General features: G+C 40.2%; 17 protein-coding genes. 4 read left to right on the top strand and 13 right to left on the bottom strand.

Translation table 11 applies throughout. The annotated features are described in order from the left end of the window. Positions 1-23: 23 nt before the first annotated feature. Together AC5SLP_RS10965 and AC5SLP_RS10960 are read right to left on the bottom strand one after the other, a co-directional pair. Positions 24-2,909: a cache domain-containing protein gene (locus AC5SLP_RS10965; RefSeq protein ID WP_495255194.1), complete on the bottom strand. Its 2,886-nt coding sequence runs from the start codon at positions 2,907-2,909 to the stop codon at positions 24-26. A gap of 26 nt (positions 2,910-2,935) precedes the next feature. Continuing rightward, positions 2,936-3,529: a hypothetical protein gene (locus tag AC5SLP_RS10960; protein ID WP_495255193.1), complete on the bottom strand. Its 594-nt coding sequence runs from the start codon at positions 3,527-3,529 to the stop codon at positions 2,936-2,938. A gap of 100 nt (positions 3,530-3,629) precedes the next feature. Here AC5SLP_RS10960 and AC5SLP_RS10955 point away from each other — a divergent pair, with 100 nt between their 5' ends. Next, positions 3,630-4,241: a class I SAM-dependent methyltransferase gene (locus tag AC5SLP_RS10955; RefSeq protein ID WP_495255192.1), complete on the top strand. Its 612-nt coding sequence runs from the start codon at positions 3,630-3,632 to the stop codon at positions 4,239-4,241. Here the strand turns inward: AC5SLP_RS10955 and AC5SLP_RS10950 are convergent. The 11 genes from AC5SLP_RS10950 to AC5SLP_RS10900 form a co-directional block, all read right to left on the bottom strand. Beyond that, positions 4,234-4,779 (bottom strand): hypothetical protein, encoded by a 546-nt coding sequence (locus AC5SLP_RS10950; RefSeq protein WP_495255191.1) that lies wholly within the window; start codon positions 4,777-4,779, stop codon positions 4,234-4,236. The two genes, AC5SLP_RS10955 and AC5SLP_RS10950, sit on opposite strands and share 8 nt — an antisense overlap. Further along, positions 4,776-5,897 (bottom strand): metallophosphoesterase, encoded by a 1,122-nt coding sequence (locus AC5SLP_RS10945; RefSeq protein WP_495255190.1) that lies wholly within the window; start codon positions 5,895-5,897, stop codon positions 4,776-4,778. The genes AC5SLP_RS10950 and AC5SLP_RS10945 overlap by 4 nt, the downstream gene beginning before the upstream one ends. 8 nt (positions 5,898-5,905) lie before the next feature. Next, on the bottom strand, positions 5,906-7,237 hold the full coding sequence (locus AC5SLP_RS10940) for an alanine/glycine:cation symporter family protein (protein ID WP_495255189.1): 1,332 nt from the start codon (positions 7,235-7,237) through the stop codon (positions 5,906-5,908). 13 nt (positions 7,238-7,250) lie between these two features. Beyond that, positions 7,251-8,501, bottom strand: coding sequence for a uracil-xanthine permease family protein (locus AC5SLP_RS10935; protein ID WP_495255188.1), 1,251 nt, complete (start codon positions 8,499-8,501; stop codon positions 7,251-7,253). 75 nt (positions 8,502-8,576) lie between these two features. Further along, entirely contained in the window at positions 8,577-9,644 is a 1,068-nt protein-coding gene (gene dxr / locus AC5SLP_RS10930; protein ID WP_495255187.1) for a 1-deoxy-D-xylulose-5-phosphate reductoisomerase, read from the bottom strand. 1 nt (position 9,645) lies between these two features. Continuing rightward, on the bottom strand, positions 9,646-10,410 hold the full coding sequence (locus tag AC5SLP_RS10925; RefSeq protein WP_495255186.1) for a phosphatidate cytidylyltransferase: 765 nt from the start codon (positions 10,408-10,410) through the stop codon (positions 9,646-9,648). Positions 10,411-10,470: 60 nt separating this feature from the next. Further along, positions 10,471-10,803, bottom strand: coding sequence for a hypothetical protein (locus AC5SLP_RS10920; RefSeq protein WP_495255185.1), 333 nt, complete (start codon positions 10,801-10,803; stop codon positions 10,471-10,473). Positions 10,804-10,886: 83 nt separating this feature from the next. Next, positions 10,887-12,212, bottom strand: a complete 1,326-nt coding sequence (locus AC5SLP_RS10915; protein ID WP_495255184.1) for an NFACT family protein — start codon at positions 12,210-12,212, stop codon at positions 10,887-10,889. Further along, entirely contained in the window at positions 12,209-13,354 is a 1,146-nt protein-coding gene (locus AC5SLP_RS10910; protein WP_495255183.1) for a glycerate kinase, read from the bottom strand. Before AC5SLP_RS10910 ends, AC5SLP_RS10915 begins: the two co-directional genes overlap by 4 nt. Next, positions 13,351-13,806, bottom strand: coding sequence for a methylated-DNA--[protein]-cysteine S-methyltransferase (locus AC5SLP_RS10905; protein WP_495255182.1), 456 nt, complete (start codon positions 13,804-13,806; stop codon positions 13,351-13,353). The genes AC5SLP_RS10910 and AC5SLP_RS10905 overlap by 4 nt, the downstream gene beginning before the upstream one ends. Position 13,807: 1 nt before the next feature. Continuing rightward, positions 13,808-14,260 carry a GNAT family N-acetyltransferase gene (locus AC5SLP_RS10900; protein ID WP_495255181.1) on the bottom strand — a complete coding sequence of 151 codons (453 nt, stop codon included), beginning with the start codon at positions 14,258-14,260 and terminating at the stop codon, positions 13,808-13,810. Between the two features lie 108 nt (positions 14,261-14,368). On the opposite strand from AC5SLP_RS10900, the gene AC5SLP_RS10895 reads away from it, so the two are divergent. From AC5SLP_RS10895 to AC5SLP_RS10885, 3 genes are all read left to right on the top strand, one after another. Further along, positions 14,369-14,770 carry a gamma-glutamylcyclotransferase family protein gene (locus AC5SLP_RS10895; RefSeq protein ID WP_495255180.1) on the top strand — a complete coding sequence of 134 codons (402 nt, stop codon included), beginning with the start codon at positions 14,369-14,371 and terminating at the stop codon, positions 14,768-14,770. Between the two features lie 63 nt (positions 14,771-14,833). After that, positions 14,834-15,451: a Crp/Fnr family transcriptional regulator gene (locus tag AC5SLP_RS10890; protein WP_495255179.1), complete on the top strand. Its 618-nt coding sequence runs from the start codon at positions 14,834-14,836 to the stop codon at positions 15,449-15,451. A gap of 75 nt (positions 15,452-15,526) precedes the next feature. Beyond that, positions 15,527-15,754, top strand: a complete 228-nt coding sequence (locus tag AC5SLP_RS10885; RefSeq protein WP_495255178.1) for a YgaP family membrane protein — start codon at positions 15,527-15,529, stop codon at positions 15,752-15,754. Positions 15,755-15,802 lie beyond the last annotated feature (48 nt).

Raw genomic sequence — 15,802 nt, 5'->3', positions numbered from 1 at the left:
CTAAGTGGTCATTTTCATTATGATTATAGCATGTGCTTTTGATTTTTGAGCAATATTTCAGTCTCTGCAGCACTAATTGGCTTACTAAAGAGATACCCTTGCATCAACTCGCAACCACTGCTATAAATAAACTCTTTTTGCTCTTTGGTTTCAACGCCTTCTGCTAATACTTTAAGTCCCAGTCCGCGCCCTAGTTCTATAATCGTTCGCGCAATAGCTCTGTCTTCTTTGCTTTCTTCTAAATTTTGCACAAAGCTCTGGTCAATCTTGAGTTTTGTAATCGGTAGTTGTTTAAGATACGCCAAAGAAGAGTGTCCCGTTCCAAAATCATCAATAGAAATATCCACGCCCAACTCACGAAAACGCTTCAAAAGAGCAATGGATTTGGTGGTATCTTTCATAATAAAGCGCTCGACAATCTCCATTTCAATCCACTCTGGTCGGCAACCGCTCTCTTTAAGATTTTGAATCATAAAAGCAATTAGGCCTGCTGATTCTAACTGTTTTCCTGCGATATTAATAGCCACTTTCCCAGGATTAAGCCCCATGTCATACCAGACTTTAATTTGTCGCATGACCTCAGCAATAACCCAATTTCCAATTTCAACAATGAGCTCGCTCTCTTCGGCAATATGAATAAAATACCCAGGAACGGTTAAGCCTCTGGTCGGATGATTCCAGCGAATCAAAGCTTCAAAGCCAACAATATGTTCGGTTTGAAGGTTAATTTGAGGTTGGTAGTAAATCATAAATTCATTGTGAATCAGTGCTTTTTGTAAGCTTTTCTCAATTTCCAAATGTTCATTCGTTTCTTGGTTCATCTCTTGGTCAAAAAAGACATAACGATTGCGCCCTTTGGACTTGGCTTTGTACATTGCGATATCTGCGTTTTTAAGAAGTTTACTTGCGGTTTCTCCATCGTGTGGATAGACACTTACACCGATGCTCATCGTGATTTTAAAGCTCTCATTGCCCATGAGAAACGGCTCTTGAAAAGCATTGACCAGCTTCTTAATCGCAACAAAAATATCACTGACATCTTTGCAACCATCTAAAAGGACAATGAACTCATCACCGCTTAAGCGCGCCACGGTATCGGTTTCACGAATACTGTTTTTCATACGCAATGCAATCGTTTTTAAAAGCATATCGCCTGCATCATGTCCCAAGGAGTCATTAACACTTTTAAATTTATCGACATCGATAAACATGATGCCCAGCACCTTGTTATCACGACTGGCTTTTTTAATAGCTTGTGTCAGGCGGTCTTGCAATAAATTGCGATTAGGAAGACCTGTTAAAATATCATGTTCTACCTGGTGCATTAAAAGTTTTTTCTGTTTTTTATTCTCTTCTTCTAACTCTTTACGAATGGTAATATCCCGCACAGAACAGTGTTGAATAATACCTTTGTTCATATGAATTGTTGTCATAACAATACTAATCCAAAAGAGTTTACCCTCGCAATCACGCGCTTGCCATTCAAATTTATGGACACTGTTTTGCGAAGCAAGAGCATTCATCCACAGTGCTTTTTCATAAGAACTTTGTTCATCGGGTTGAAACTCAGGAGAAAGGTCCGCCAAAGAGACGTTAATAAGTTTTTGTTTGTCTTTGGCTTTAAACATTTTCATAATTGCCTCGTTACAATCGACAAAAACACCCTCTTTTAACAACCAAATACCATCGGCAGACTTTTGATACAGCGTTTCAAACACCAACTTTTGCTCACGTATTTGTTTATTACTCAGCAAAAGATGGTTTTCATAACGCGATAAAACAGAGCGAAGTTTTGTAGAGATAAAAAACATCACGCCCATCACCAAAAGCATGATGATGAGCGAAACGGCAAGCATATTAATGATGGTGGATTGCATTTTATTTTTAAGGAGTCGTTCTTGTTCAATCAGTGCATTATTCTCTTCCATCAAATAAGCACCCGTTCCTATGACCCATTTAAATTGAGGGATGGAGCGAATGAAAGAGATTTTGCGTCTGTCTTCGTCATGCGGATGAAACGAGGCTTCATAGGTCATGAAAAATCCTTCTTCATTGCGTTTACCGCCCTCAACAATATCACGAATAATGTACTGGTTATTGGTCACAACACCTAGGCGATTTTTACCCACCAAGCTTCTATCACCGTGAGCAATGGTGTTCCCATTGTAGTCGTAGGCAAAAATGTACCCATATTCACCGTACCGAGTGTTTAAAAGCAGTTTTTGCGTCTCTTTTTTAATGCGTTCTCGTATCTCCTCCTCATACCGCCCGCTTCCAACATAGATATTTAATGGCGCATACTTTTTGATATACCCTACTTTTGTACGGAAATGATTGTCTGATGGATTTTTCCAGTCCCATTCCAAGAAAAAGGCATCTTCCTTTTTTAAATGCTCAAGTGTATCTCGCACGAGATAGTGTCCATTGGCATCTTGCAAATTAAGTGCATTTTGACCTTCAAGAGCTTGATTTTCACCATGCATCACACAAGTACCATCCAAGCCAAAAATAATATAGTAACCACTTAAATCATTAAAAAACCGCGTGTTACGTAACTTGAGTTTAATTTTTTCTAGAATTTGCTCGCGAGGTAATTTTGAATTTTCTATGTCCGTATCTACAATCACGTTGTACGCGAGATTGACGATATTTTTAATCTCGTCTTTTGCCTCATTCATTACAAATTTTTCATTCACGTTGATATAATCAATCAGCTTATCAACACGCTCTTTTGCTTGTATTTTGGAACGTTTGACATATTCGATGCGGGCATGTTCAACGGCTTTTTGATATTCGGCTTGTTCGGTGGAGATGACAATAATGAGTGTAATTCCAAAGGTGAGTAAAATTGCAAATGCGGGTAAAAAAACAATCCATTTTGTGATATTTTGTTTTTTTAGGCTTAGCAATACTTTTACTCCGCAATGTATAAGGTTTAGATTAACTCTATAACTTTATCAAAATTTTCTAAAATTTTTCGCACTTTTTCTTGCCATAATTCCCGAAAAAGCTCTTTTTCTTTCTCATCAAGCGCTTTTGTAAACAACTTCGACATCAGTGGTTGCAAGGACGTATCGTAAGGAATTTTATTAGGATTATAAGCTATGTCTACATGCTGCTGTGTATCAACGCGTGTCATTCTTACATGTAAAGGAATTTCTTCTTGAAAAAAGAGTAAGCCCGAACGAACCAAATTTCCAGACAACCCTTTAAATCCGCCAACGCTAGCCGCACCGGTAATCAATGAAAAAACAGCAGCCACGACACCTGTTGTACCTTCATGTTGAGCTTCTTTGAACATGACTTGAATAGATCCTCTTTGCGGAATATCTTCCCCATACAAGGCTTTTAAACCTTCACGTACCATCAAATATGCGCCTGCAACCGTAGGACAACTGTGCCCTGCGTTTTTAACAATATCCACATAACTGTAGGTGACAATTCCATTTTCAAAGGCACCTAACGCTTCACTAAGAGGATCATACAATGTCATCGTCTCAACCGTATCGAAAAAATTAGGGTATTTCATTTTTACTCCTTTTAATAAGCAAGCATTCTAATCTATTTAAAAAAAAATTGCATTGATTTAAATTGTGTTACAATAAATTTAACGTCACTGAAGGAAAAGCATGCAAGCATTTTGGAATGAGAAATTTCAGACGCCACATTTGATTTATGGGGAGACTCCCAACAACTTTATTCTGGAAAATCTCGACTTTTTACTGCATGCTACCAACATTATGTGTCTAGGCGAAGGTGAAGGGCGCAATGCTATCTATCTTGCTGACCATGGATTAAATGTCGAAGCGCTTGATGCTTCCGATATAGCACTTGTTAAGCTGAGAAAACGCGCGAAAGAACATTATGTGTCTATCAAAGTACGACACACACTGCTTCAATACTGGGAACCAGAGCCACTGTACGATGCCGTGGTATGTACTTACTTACATTTACCCAAACATGATCAACATCTTTTATTTGAAAAAGCCATAGAAGCGCTGAATGTCGATGGCATTTTTATCGCCGAGCTTTTTAGTGAGAGTCAGATTCATTTTAGTAGTGGAGGCCCTAGGAATAGCGCTTTATTGTATGACATCAATGATATTTTAGACTGTGTGAAATTTCTTCCCTGTAAAATCATCAAGCTTGCGCAAGAGGTTGTTTTGCTCAATGAGGGTGACAAACATATAGGCAGAGGTAGCGTGATACGTATTATTTTAAAGAAACTTGCTTCTATTTAGCGCTAATAGTTCCATAATAGTGACTTCGATCAAGATTTTCCATCCAATGATACTCAGGATCATCGTTTAATTTCGTCCAATAAAGTTCCCCCGAATGGCGCCACGGATCAATCAAAATCCCTGTACTAAAAGGCGCACCTTTAGCAACGACGACAACGGTGTTATGCTCATCAAATTCACCTTTATTGGCAACCCCCCATCTCAAATCAAAACTCTGATAATGCAGCGCTTTTAAATGAGTAATCATATCTTCGCTCCATTGATAACACAGCCCTCTATCACGAAGTCCCGTATTAATCAATAAATTGTGAAATGTAGGCGGATAGACAAGACCATATCGCTTTGCCAACACATGCGGATACCATAATGCCTCATACGCAAAAAGACGCGCCTCTTGATAATCAACGCTTGGAGACAGTGCTGCTAAATCTGTCGTTAATTGTGTAAGTTTTGTAGGCTCTATTGCCAGATTTTCTTGTTTAACACTGCATCCTAAAAAGAAGAATGCTATAAAAAAAACGAAAAAGATATGTCTCATACGGTTGCTTTTAAAGTAAGTTTGACAATTTCACTCGGCGCCATAACGCGAACAGCAGGCCCCCAGTATCCAGCACCGTTGGTGACAAAAATCTGCGTGGTGTCATTATGTTTGTACAGCCCACTTAAATAGGGTTGGTCTAAAAGAACAAGCAATCCAAAGGGGAAAATCTGCCCACCATGCGTATGCCCTGATAAAATCAAATCAATCTTTTCACCCTTTATCTCCTGCACCATTTTTGGCTGATGTGCCAATAAAATCGTAGGTAATTCAGGTTTTACATGTAAAAGGGCACTCTGTAAATCAGGTGGCGCAAAATCAAAACGTTTGCCCATCATATCCATCACGCCTGCAAGATTAATCGTATCGTTAATTATCATCGAGCGGTTGGAGAGGATATTGATGCCTAAGTATTCCACGAACTCCATAATCTTATGAACCCCATAAAAATATTCATGATTTCCAGGGACAAAATAGACACCGAATCTGCTTTGAAGCTCTCTAAGTGCATCGAGTTTATTGCCAATAGCCTCCACAGGCATATCAACCAAATCGCCTGTAATAACGACAATATCGGCATCGAGTTTATTGACCTGTTGGACAATCGCATCGACAAAAGATTTTCCCAGAGTCTTTCCAATATGTAAATCACTGATTTGCACAATGCAAAGCTCTTCTTTTAAACCTTTAATCGCCACATCCAGCTCTTTAAGCCTTGGCGGTTTCATGCCATTGAAAAACCCTTTGGCCATATACGAAAGCGCTAAAAGCAACATAGTCACATCCAAAACCATTTTAACAAACATTCGTCTGGAAGCATTTTGCGGTATTTTTGAATAAGGAATGTGCATCAAATCGTACAGTATCGCCACGCAAAACAGCATAAAAGAGATACCAATCATGGCCGAAAAAAGCGCGTACAAAAAGGGGTCAAGATTGTCTAATCGCAACACTAAAAAATAAAAAACTTCGCATAACGTGATGAGAATCATCACCCATTTGATCTCTTTTGCAAACCTAAAAAGCAGGTCCAAGCGCTTTAAAAAGCGCCTGTAACTGTAAAAATTAATCAACGATAAGACGATGATTGCGGCAATTGCAAAAGAGAATCGAAACATGAAATGTCCTATTTCAGACTATTAAAATAGCGTTTGCTCTCACTTGAAATGACTTTAGAAAGCATTAAAAGAGCAATAAGGTTTGGAATTGCCATCATACCATTCATCAAGTCAGAGAAGTTCCATACAAATTCTAGTTTCATCATCGCGCCAACCATCACAACGGCAATAAATAAAACACGGTACAACCGGATGAAACGCTCACCAAAAATATACTCAAATGCTTTTTCGCCATAATAACTCCACCCTAAAATGGTTGAGTACGCAAAAAGCGCGGTTGAAAGAACAACCACAACAGAACCAAAAGAGCCAAGATAGAGCTCAAAACTCTGCATGGTAAGGCTACCTGGACTAACGCCTTGTTGCCAAAATGGAGCAATCAAAATAATGAGTGCCGTCATCGTACACACCACTAACGTATCAATAAACGTTTGTGTCATACTGACCAAGGCTTGACGGACAGGGTCACTTGTTTTTGCAGCCGCAGCAGCAATCGGTGCAGAACCCAAACCAGATTCATTTGAAAAGACACCCCGCGCGATACCATAACGCATCGCCGTTGCTATCGTCGCACCGGCAAATCCACCGCCCGCAGCAATGGGATTAAAAGCATGAGAAAAAATAAGTCCAAATGCAGCGCCAATTTTATCAACATTCATCGCTAAGATAATCAGTGCTACCGCAACATAAACCAAAATCATAAACGGAACTAAGAAAGAGGTAAAGCGACCAATCGATTTAATACCCCCTAAAATAACCACTGCCGTTAATGTCAAAAGAACAACACCGGTCACCCATGTTGGAACACCCATTTGTGAGTCCAAAATATTAGCAACGGCATTGGCTTGCGTCATATTCCCAATACCAAATGCGGCAAGTGCTGTAAAAATAGCAAAAGCCATACCAAGTTTTGGCATTTTAAGACCGTAGGTTAAGTAGTACATTGGTCCACCTTTAAAGCCATGGTGGTGACCTTGCTGGCGATATTTAACGGCTAAAACTGCTTCAGAATATTTTGTGGCCATACCGACAAGTCCTGTAACCCACATCCAAAAAACAGCACCAGGACCACCAAGGGTAATCGCAGTTGCAACGCCAACGATGTTACCAATACCCACCGTTGCGGCAAGCGCCGTCATGAGTGCAGCAAAGTGACTGATCTCACCTTCGCCATCGCTCTCTTTATGAAAAATTAGTTTGAGCGCATGAGGCAATGCCCAAAACTGCATGCCTTTTAAAATAATCGTCAAGTAAATACCCGTACCCACCAATAAAATGAGCATTGGTGCACCCCAAACGATACCCGAAAGTGTAGAAATAATATTCTCGATAAACTCCATTAAACCATCCTCCTTAGTAGCCATCAAAATGGCGCGTTTTTGGTAATACTAAATTTAGAAAAATTCCAACGATTGCACCCAGACCAATACCGCTAAATTTGGTACCGCCAAAATCAAATGTCATTCCGCCAATCGCAAATACTAAAATAATCGAAACAATGATCATATTGCGAGGGTCTGCCATATCGACATTACCCTTAATAATTGTCTCCATACCAATGGATGCGATAATGCCAAACAATAGCAATAAAATACCACCCATAACAGGCACAGGAATTGTTGAAAGTAGTCCGCCCAATTTGCCTACAAAGGCTAAAACAATAGCAAAAATAGCCGCCCATGTCATAATCGCGGGATTAAATGCTTTGGTAATAGTCACAGCGCCTGTCACTTCAGAATACGTTGTATTTGGTGGTCCGCCAAGCAATGAGGCCGCACTGGTGGCTAAACCATCGCCCAAGAGCGTAAACTTAAGTCCGGGGTTTTTAAGATAATCTTTTTTAGTGACATTACTAATTGCTAGAATATCCCCCACATGCTCTACTGCAGGAGCAATAGCAATGGGTAATATATAAAAAATAGCTTCCATATTAAATTCCGGGGTGATGAAAGCAGGAATTGCAAACCAAGGAGCTTGACTCACGGCGTCAAAATTAACAAGTCCGAGCAACAACGCTACTGTATAACCACCTGCAATACCACACATAATCGGAAGGAGCCGCAAAACGCCTTTTCCAAGGAGTGTCACAAGCATCGTCACGACCAGTGCTGCTAAAGAGACAACAATGGCTTCATGAAACGGAACCAATACTAAAGAGCCGTCTCCCGTTTTACCCATCGCCATATTCACCGCTACAGGAGAGAGAATGAGACCAATCGTCATAATAACAGGGCCTGTCACAACAGGTGGCAACAGCTTATGAATAAAATTACTTCCACGCAAATGAATCAATAAACTCAAAAACGCATAAAATAAACCTGCCGCAACCAAGCCACTCATCGTTCCTGCAATACCCCATGTCTTAACGCCATAAATAATCGGCGCAATAAACGCAAATGACGATGCTAAAAAAACAGGAGGAACCGATTTACGAGTCACTAGCTGAAAAATTAACGTTCCAAGACCCGCTGTAAACAGCGCTACGTTGGGATTGAGCCCTGTGAGAATTGGCACCAAAACCAATGCTCCAAAAGCAACAAATAAAAATTGTAGCCCGACAATGCTATCTTTAAGTCTAAAGTTATAGTCCGTACGACTTAGCATTTACACCTCTCTTTGGTAATTTTCTATCGTATATTGTATGATAAACTGCGTGTTGATGGTATTGATTTGATGCGTTTATTTTAAGCAAAAGGCTCTAACTTCTTTATCAATTTCAAATACTTCATCCAAATTAGAAGGCGTAGCGTCTTCAAAATAGTAAAATGCTTTTTGTGTGAGCTTGGCTAATTCAATGATATTAATCTCATGGTTATAAAATTTAGTAATGCCTATTTCATTGGCCGCATTAATGACAACACCTCTGCGTGGATTTGCCAAAACCTCATCTTTAATTTCCCAAATAGGATAACGGTTTTTATCGATAGGTTGAAAAGAGAATGAACCGATGGCTGTTAAATCAAGGGGCGGTAAAATGGCTTCTTCCACACTACCCAAAAGTGCGAAAGAGATAGGAAGCTTCATATCGGCAGCAGCTAAATGTGCCGTTGTACTGCCATCTGTAAAATGAACGAACGCATGAATGAGCGATTTCGGTTCAATAATGGCATCTAAATTATCACAATTAAAAAGCCATTTTGCTTCCAATAATTCAAAGAGCTTATTGGTCATGGTTGCACTATCAATCGTAATTTTTGCACCCATGCTCCAATTAGGATGTTTCAGCGCATCACTAAAGCTCATTTGAGGTAAAAGTTCAAGAGGAGTATCGCGAAATGCCCCACCGCTTGCGGTGATACTCATCCCATGAACCGAGCGATTGTTTAAAAGATACCATAGTCCAAAATGTTCACTGTCAATGGGAGTAATTTTTGCAGTTTCTAAAAGATGTCCTGCGACGACTAAAGACTCTTTATTGGCTAACGCTAGTTTTTTTCCCAAACGCAGCGTTTCAATACTAGGAGCAAGTCCCGCAAAACCGACTAACGCATTAATCACCAAATGGCTTTGGCAACGCCCAAGAAGTTCTAACATACCCTCTTTACCGACAAAAACATGTTCATGTTTCACAAGAGGACGATCTTTAGCGTCACTGATAGCCACATATTTTGGATGATGCTCTGCTATTTGTTCATTTAAAAGGGCTATATTTTTTCCGGCAACTAAGGCTTCAATTTGTAAGTTAAAGCGTTTAGCAATGATAAGCGCATTAACGCCAATGGAGCCTGTTGAGCCAAGGAGTACCATGTTATGCTAATCCTCGTAGTAATATCACCATGACAACCACGCCAAAAAGATAACCATCTAAGCGATCCAACATTCCCCCATGTCCTGGAAATAAATTTCCGCTGTCTTTAAGCCCCGCTTCGCGTTTCAGATAACTCTCAAACAAATCACCAAACACCGATGCGATAGAGGTACAAAGCGCAATCAATGCTGAAAGCCACATCGGAATTAAAAAAGTGCCATACAATGCGCCAACAACGGTTGCAATTAAGATGCCTCCGACGACACCTTCAAGCGTTTTATTGGGTGAAGTGGGCGTGAAAGAGGTTTTGCCAATACTTTTACCAACAAAATAAGCGCCCGTATCGGTCAATGCAACAACAATCACGAGCCAAATCAACACACTCATACCAAAATCATGGTACAACGCATACAAAAAAAGCATGGAAATTGAGGGGTATAAGAAAGGCGCTAAAAGTTTGTAATTGACTGCTTTACGATACGCCATAATCGCTAAAGAGAGAATCAACGCCAGATAGACCAAATCATCGGGGTTGGGATAAATAAAAGCCGCTAACCACAAGACAATGGCATAAATATAAAATTTTGTATCACGGACTTCAAAAAGATTCATTGCTTCGTGAAAAGCGAACAAATACATAATGCCTAAAATAATCCATGTAATGAAAGGATTATCAAGGAAGGCAATAAAGGCAGCAAAAGCGATCATCAATAGACCCGTGACAACGCGCTCTTTGTTGGATTCATACAGTGTTTTAAAGTTCATGAAAACTCTTTTATAAAGATTAAGTTAAATTAAAAGAATAATAGCAAAGCAGTGGTGAAGCTAAGCTTTAATGTCTAAAAGACCTTGATGCAAAGGTTTTTCCTCATCCTCTTTTGCCTCATTTTCGTCGTTTTCATTGGCTTGTTTCATCTGTTCTTTTGTGGTACCACTCTCTTCATCATGTTTTTGACGTTCATGTTCATTCTCAGGGTCAATACGGTAACTCTCTTCCGCGGGACGCACTTCTTGCACTTCTTCATCTTTCTCATTTTGCAAAGCAGTCGCTAAGACACTTTGCATCTGGATACTGTTTTGATAATCGTTCTGTTTCGAGGCTTGCACATGCATCATTTGGTTCGAATAAATTATATTACCCACAGGACCTACTGCCATGATTTTCCTCCTTTACTCCTTGTTTCGTTTCAATGTCTGATACGTAAAAGCTTGGCTCTTTGAGCCAGAAAAAAATGGTTTGCTCACTCTTTATAAATTTTTAATGTTTGGTACTCTTCATAAGCAACATTCGCTCCATCAAAAGGCTTGACGTTTTTGCGTTTGGTATAATCGACCAAATAGCCGCCTTTTTGCGTCATACTAAAATCCACACACAATTTTGCGGCAAAAACCAAAATAGGCTCTGGCACATTCTGCTTTTCTGTACAGATAATCACATGCGAAGAAGGTAAATCTTTTACATGTAACCATATATCGTTCTTTTTTGCCTCTTGCAGTAGTGTAATGTTCCCCTTTTCATTTTTTCCTAACAAAATACGGTATCCCTCTAACAAAAATGTCTCATAACTTGTATCATCGCCTTTTTGTTTTTGCTTTTTCGTTTTAGGCGTTAAAATATGAATCTCTTCTAAATCATGCGCCGCTTCAATCACCGCTATCATACGCTCTAAAAAGAACTTTTTCTCTTCCAGATTTTCGCGTTGTCTGTGGACAGAAAATGCCTTTTGACGAAGCTTTTTTGATTTCTTAAACATTAAATTTGCCGCATGTTGCGGTGTGCTTGCCAAAGGAAGCTCAATGTGCACCTGCACGCCTTCAAAATCGTACACATCCACACAGTCTTGATACCCTTTAATCGTATGCAAATGAGCCAACACCAAAGTTGCTTCTTTATGCGTTTGCTCACTTTTTGCTAAAAGCTCCTCTTCGTTTTCAAGAAGATTCATCGTCTCATCAAGCTTGGCAATCTTTTTATTTAACAATGCTTTTTTTTGACTTTTAAGCTCAAAAAGTTTTACATGTAAACGTTTTTCATAGCCTGATTTTAAGTAAGCCTCAATACCTAAATCTGCAACAAAAGGCTTCTCTTTGAGCTCTTTAGGCGGTAATTTTTCAAGAACCTCACCTACTTTCACGCTGCGAAAGGAGACACTGGCGTCAATGTGGCGCAGTGCTTCTAAGACGACCTCATTTTCATCCACGATAATCGCATTGGTATTGCGCCCTGTAAATTCTAACTGCAGTGTCGTCCGAAGGGCTTTATAGCTTGAACTGGCTAACACGCTAATGCGCCAGATACGATTGTTCTCTTCAACCACCATGGATTCAATTTTTGCATTTGCAAAGCGCTTGTTTAACAAAACGTCAAAAGGCGCGTTATACCGTTTGGACTGTTTGAAATCTTCTTTCAAGAACATATACGAATCGTTACGCCCCAAATCAATAAACAAAGGCTCGCCCGATTCAAAAAGAATGCGAAGCACACTATCATCAACACGGTGAATAGATGAAATTTTTGTATAGCGTTTTAAATAATCATTGATAGCTATCAGCTCAGCGTGTTTCATAATGCCCTTTTTTGCATGGTTTTCATCAATCTAAAAATCTCTTGAGTACTGCGTTCAACCCAAAGCTTGGTACGCTCTTTTTGCATCGCCTCTTCAAGGGATAAAGGATGTTGGGCAATGGAAAAAAGCGCATCTACGCCAGGATGTTCTTCTAACTCATCTGCAATGCCACCGGCTAATGCAATCAACGGCACATCTGCTTTTTGCGTGCGCTTAGCGATACCGCAAATGACTTTTCCCATTAAAGATTGCCTATCAATGCGCCCTTCGCCTGTAATTACCATCGTGGCATCTTTTATAAGATGATTAAAGTTTAGTTGGTCCAAAACCAAATCAATCCCCGAATGCAGTGTCGCACCCAAAAACGCCATCAACCCTCCGCCCATTCCCCCTGCGGCACCTGAACCAGCAAGAATGGCAACGTTGTGATGGCAAAAAGCTTCAATCACGGTTGCAAACGATTTCATACCCGCATCCAAACGTTCAATCATCGCTTCATCTGCCCCTTTTTGTGCCGCATAAACATGCGCAGAGCCGTGGGTACCATACATGACATTATCCACATCACACGCAACTTTAAAGCTGCATTCGCGAAGCTCAGGTAGAACCTGCGTTGTATCCACGTGATGAATCTGTTCTAAAATAGCGCCTCCATACCCTAATTCCTTGTTGGAAGCGTCTAAAAAGCGAAAGCCAAGTGCTTGCAACATTCCTACAGCAGCGTCATTGGTGGCACTTCCTCCGATGCCGATAATAAAAGAGCGGATGCCTCTGTTAAGCGCATCTTTCACCAACTCACCCACCCCATAGGTTGTTGTTACAAGAGGATTTCGTTTCTCTTTTGGAACGAGAGGAAGTCCTGCTGCTTGGGCCATTTCAATGACACACGTTTTACCATCGCCTAATAAACCATAGGTTGCGCAAATAGGATTCATCAAAGGGTCATGCACATTACATGTAATCATACGCCCTTGCGTATTTGAGACCAATGCTTCGGTAAGACCTTCTCCGCCGTCTGAAATTTCACACGCATGAATGTGCGCTTCTGGGTACACAGATGTGATAGCTTTTGTCATCCACAACGAAAGTTCTTTCGAGGTTGCACACCCTTTAAAAGAGTCTATCGCTAATACTATTTTCATTTATATTTTTGCTCCAATGCTAAAAGATATTCTTTACGCCACACACCACTGCTGTATCCACCAATACTTCCATCTTTGGCAATCACACGGTGACACGGAATAATAATAGCGATTTTATTTTTGCCATTTGCGTTTGCAACAGCACGTGTGGCTTTAGGGTGTTTCAACAAAATAGCTTCTTGCGTATACGAGATAGTTTCACCATAAGGAATCGTTTTCAGAACATTCCAAACGCCTTGCTGAAACGAAGTCCCTTTAGGAGCTAAGGGAACGCTGAACTGCTTGAGTTTTCCTTCAAAATAAGCCCCAAGCTCTTGCTTTAGCAGTGTTAAATGTCTGTTTTCTTCATCAAAAATCTCACCATCTTTTTCAAAATCCAAAGAACAAATCCCTTGTTCATCTGCAACGGCTATCAATCGCCCGATGGGAGAATCAAACGTACATTGTGCCATATCAACTCCTTAAAAGTTTGTGCATGCATACACTGTTTTCCATCCCCACATACGGCGGATAGTTAGGGATAATGCGGTACCCCATCTTGGTGTAAAGGGCTATAGCTTCGGGTTGTGCTTTGCCTGTTTCCAAGCGAGCTTCACTAAAGCCAAGCGCTTGTGCCCACGCTTCTAGTTCCCGTAAAAGTTGTGAAGAAAAGCCTTGACGTCGAAATTCAGGGACAACAAACATGCGCTTCATTTCAACACATTGCGTGTCAATTTTTTTAAAACATCCACACGCAACGGCTTTATCATCTTCATACCCTAAAAGTGCTGTCGCAATAGGGTCAATTTTGTTGTGCTTATCGTACGTGGATTGTAAAGTACCGTAACGCGCATGCAATTCTTTATCTAACTGTGCTGTTAATTGACAAAAAAAAGGGTCAGCATTATCTGTTTTACATGTAACCATAAGAACGCCTCTAAAAGAATGATTTGCTCTTATTATACCCCATTTGCTCAGTTTTTGAGCACCCAAAAAGGACGGAAGCATGGTATGATTTTAACCAAGGAGTAACTTATGGCACATCTTTTTACGTATGGTTCATTAATGTTTGAACAGGTCTGGGACAAACTTGTCAAAGGAAATTATCTCTCTCAAAAAGCCACGCTCAATGGTTATACAAGACGCTCAGTCAAAGAGGACGAATACCCTGTCATTTTCCAAGGAGATGAACACGTGGAAGGGGTAGTTTACTACGATATCAGTGATGAAGACATGCAAACGCTTGATGCATTTGAGGGCGAATATTACGAGCGTAAAGAAGTAGAACTGGTGGTAAAAGGCTCGATAATTCAAGCGTGTGTGTATGTACTAAAAACCGACTATTTTCATATTATAGACCCTAAACCGTGGAGTGAGGGCGTTTTTGCAACACAAGGACTCCCGCGCTTTTTAGCCAACTATAAAGGTTTTATGTAAAGAGCTTTTTTTCACCTCTTTTGCGCTACAATAAAGAACTCTTCTAAAGATTAAAGGAGTTCTATGCTGCAACTAGAAGCGTTTGATTTTGCCAAATCGCTTGAACTGAGTGAGCTTGACTATTTACGTTCACACGCACGAAAAATTGCCCTTCCCAAAGAGACTGTTTTATTCTATCAAGAAGATATTTGCCAAGATATTTTGTTACTGGGCAAAGGGGAAGTTGAACTGTTTATGTACGGTGAAAACGATAAAAAAATTCCGCTATATGCCTTAAAAGAGGGCGAACAATGTGTGATTAACACTTCAAGCACGATTTCACAAACACCCGCTATTGGCACAGCGTACGCACTCAGTGACATTGAAGGCTGGCTCATTCCCCAAGATGTCGTTAAAACGCTCATGCACCGCTCTCCTGCGTATCTTAACTATGTTTTCTCACTCTTTACGATTAAACTTGATGCACTTGCAACCCTCATTCAAGATATCAAATTTAAAAAACTCGATAGTCGTATTTTAAGTTGGCTTAGAGCGCATAACACTCCTTATATTCAAGCAACTCATGAAGAAATCGCAGAGGCAATGGGCACATCTCGCGTCGTCATCAGTCGTGTATTAAAAGACTTAGAGAAACAAAATTTACTGAAACTCCATCGCAAAGAGATTGAAATTTTGTCATAGATTTGTAACGTATGTTACTGACAATTAAAGCTTTTTGTTTTATAATAGTCAAAATCAAAATGAGGAGTTTACACAATGAAATGTAACGTAGGAAAAACCGATAAAGCGATTCGTTTTATCGCAGGGATTGCTATTATTTTAGCAGGGGTTGCGTATCAAAGCTGGTTTGGAATTATCGGTGTTATCGTTCTAGGCACAGCATTGTTTCGCTTTTGCCCTGCGTATATTCCGTTTAAAATCGACACATCAAAAAATGATAGTGCAGGCGGATGCGGTTCAGGAGGATGTGGCTGCGGCCATTAATCCTTCCTTTAAGAGTTGCGCAAATGCAACTCTTAATTTTGCTTTTTC

The organism is Sulfurospirillum sp. E15m, from assembly GCF_059415145.1.
Note: the sequence above shows the minus strand (reverse complement) of the source record. Positions and strands in the feature narration are given on the sequence as shown.

What these genes read in the sequence shown, in the direction of transcription:
- AC5SLP_RS10960 (WP_495255193.1), bottom strand. Translation starts at nt 3,529, where the DNA reads ATGAAATACCCTAATTTTTTCGATACGGTTGAGACGATGACATTGTAT.
- AC5SLP_RS10955 (WP_495255192.1), top strand. Translation starts at nt 3,630, where the DNA reads ATGCAAGCATTTTGGAATGAGAAATTTCAGACGCCACATTTGATTTAT.
- AC5SLP_RS10950 (WP_495255191.1), bottom strand. Translation starts at nt 4,779, where the DNA reads ATGAGACATATCTTTTTCGTTTTTTTTATAGCATTCTTCTTTTTAGGA.
- AC5SLP_RS10945 (WP_495255190.1), bottom strand. Translation starts at nt 5,897, where the DNA reads ATGTTTCGATTCTCTTTTGCAATTGCCGCAATCATCGTCTTATCGTTG.
- AC5SLP_RS10940 (WP_495255189.1), bottom strand. Translation starts at nt 7,237, where the DNA reads ATGGAGTTTATCGAGAATATTATTTCTACACTTTCGGGTATCGTTTGG.
- AC5SLP_RS10935 (WP_495255188.1), bottom strand. Translation starts at nt 8,501, where the DNA reads ATGCTAAGTCGTACGGACTATAACTTTAGACTTAAAGATAGCATTGTC.
- dxr (WP_495255187.1), bottom strand. Translation starts at nt 9,644, where the DNA reads ATGGTACTCCTTGGCTCAACAGGCTCCATTGGCGTTAATGCGCTTATC.
- AC5SLP_RS10925 (WP_495255186.1), bottom strand. Translation starts at nt 10,410, where the DNA reads ATGAACTTTAAAACACTGTATGAATCCAACAAAGAGCGCGTTGTCACG.
- AC5SLP_RS10920 (WP_495255185.1), bottom strand. Translation starts at nt 10,803, where the DNA reads ATGGCAGTAGGTCCTGTGGGTAATATAATTTATTCGAACCAAATGATG.
- AC5SLP_RS10915 (WP_495255184.1), bottom strand. Translation starts at nt 12,212, where the DNA reads ATGAAACACGCTGAGCTGATAGCTATCAATGATTATTTAAAACGCTAT.
- AC5SLP_RS10910 (WP_495255183.1), bottom strand. Translation starts at nt 13,354, where the DNA reads ATGAAAATAGTATTAGCGATAGACTCTTTTAAAGGGTGTGCAACCTCG.
- AC5SLP_RS10905 (WP_495255182.1), bottom strand. Translation starts at nt 13,806, where the DNA reads ATGGCACAATGTACGTTTGATTCTCCCATCGGGCGATTGATAGCCGTT.
- AC5SLP_RS10900 (WP_495255181.1), bottom strand. Translation starts at nt 14,260, where the DNA reads ATGGTTACATGTAAAACAGATAATGCTGACCCTTTTTTTTGTCAATTA.
- AC5SLP_RS10895 (WP_495255180.1), top strand. Translation starts at nt 14,369, where the DNA reads ATGGCACATCTTTTTACGTATGGTTCATTAATGTTTGAACAGGTCTGG.
- AC5SLP_RS10890 (WP_495255179.1), top strand. Translation starts at nt 14,834, where the DNA reads ATGCTGCAACTAGAAGCGTTTGATTTTGCCAAATCGCTTGAACTGAGT.
- AC5SLP_RS10885 (WP_495255178.1), top strand. Translation starts at nt 15,527, where the DNA reads ATGAAATGTAACGTAGGAAAAACCGATAAAGCGATTCGTTTTATCGCA.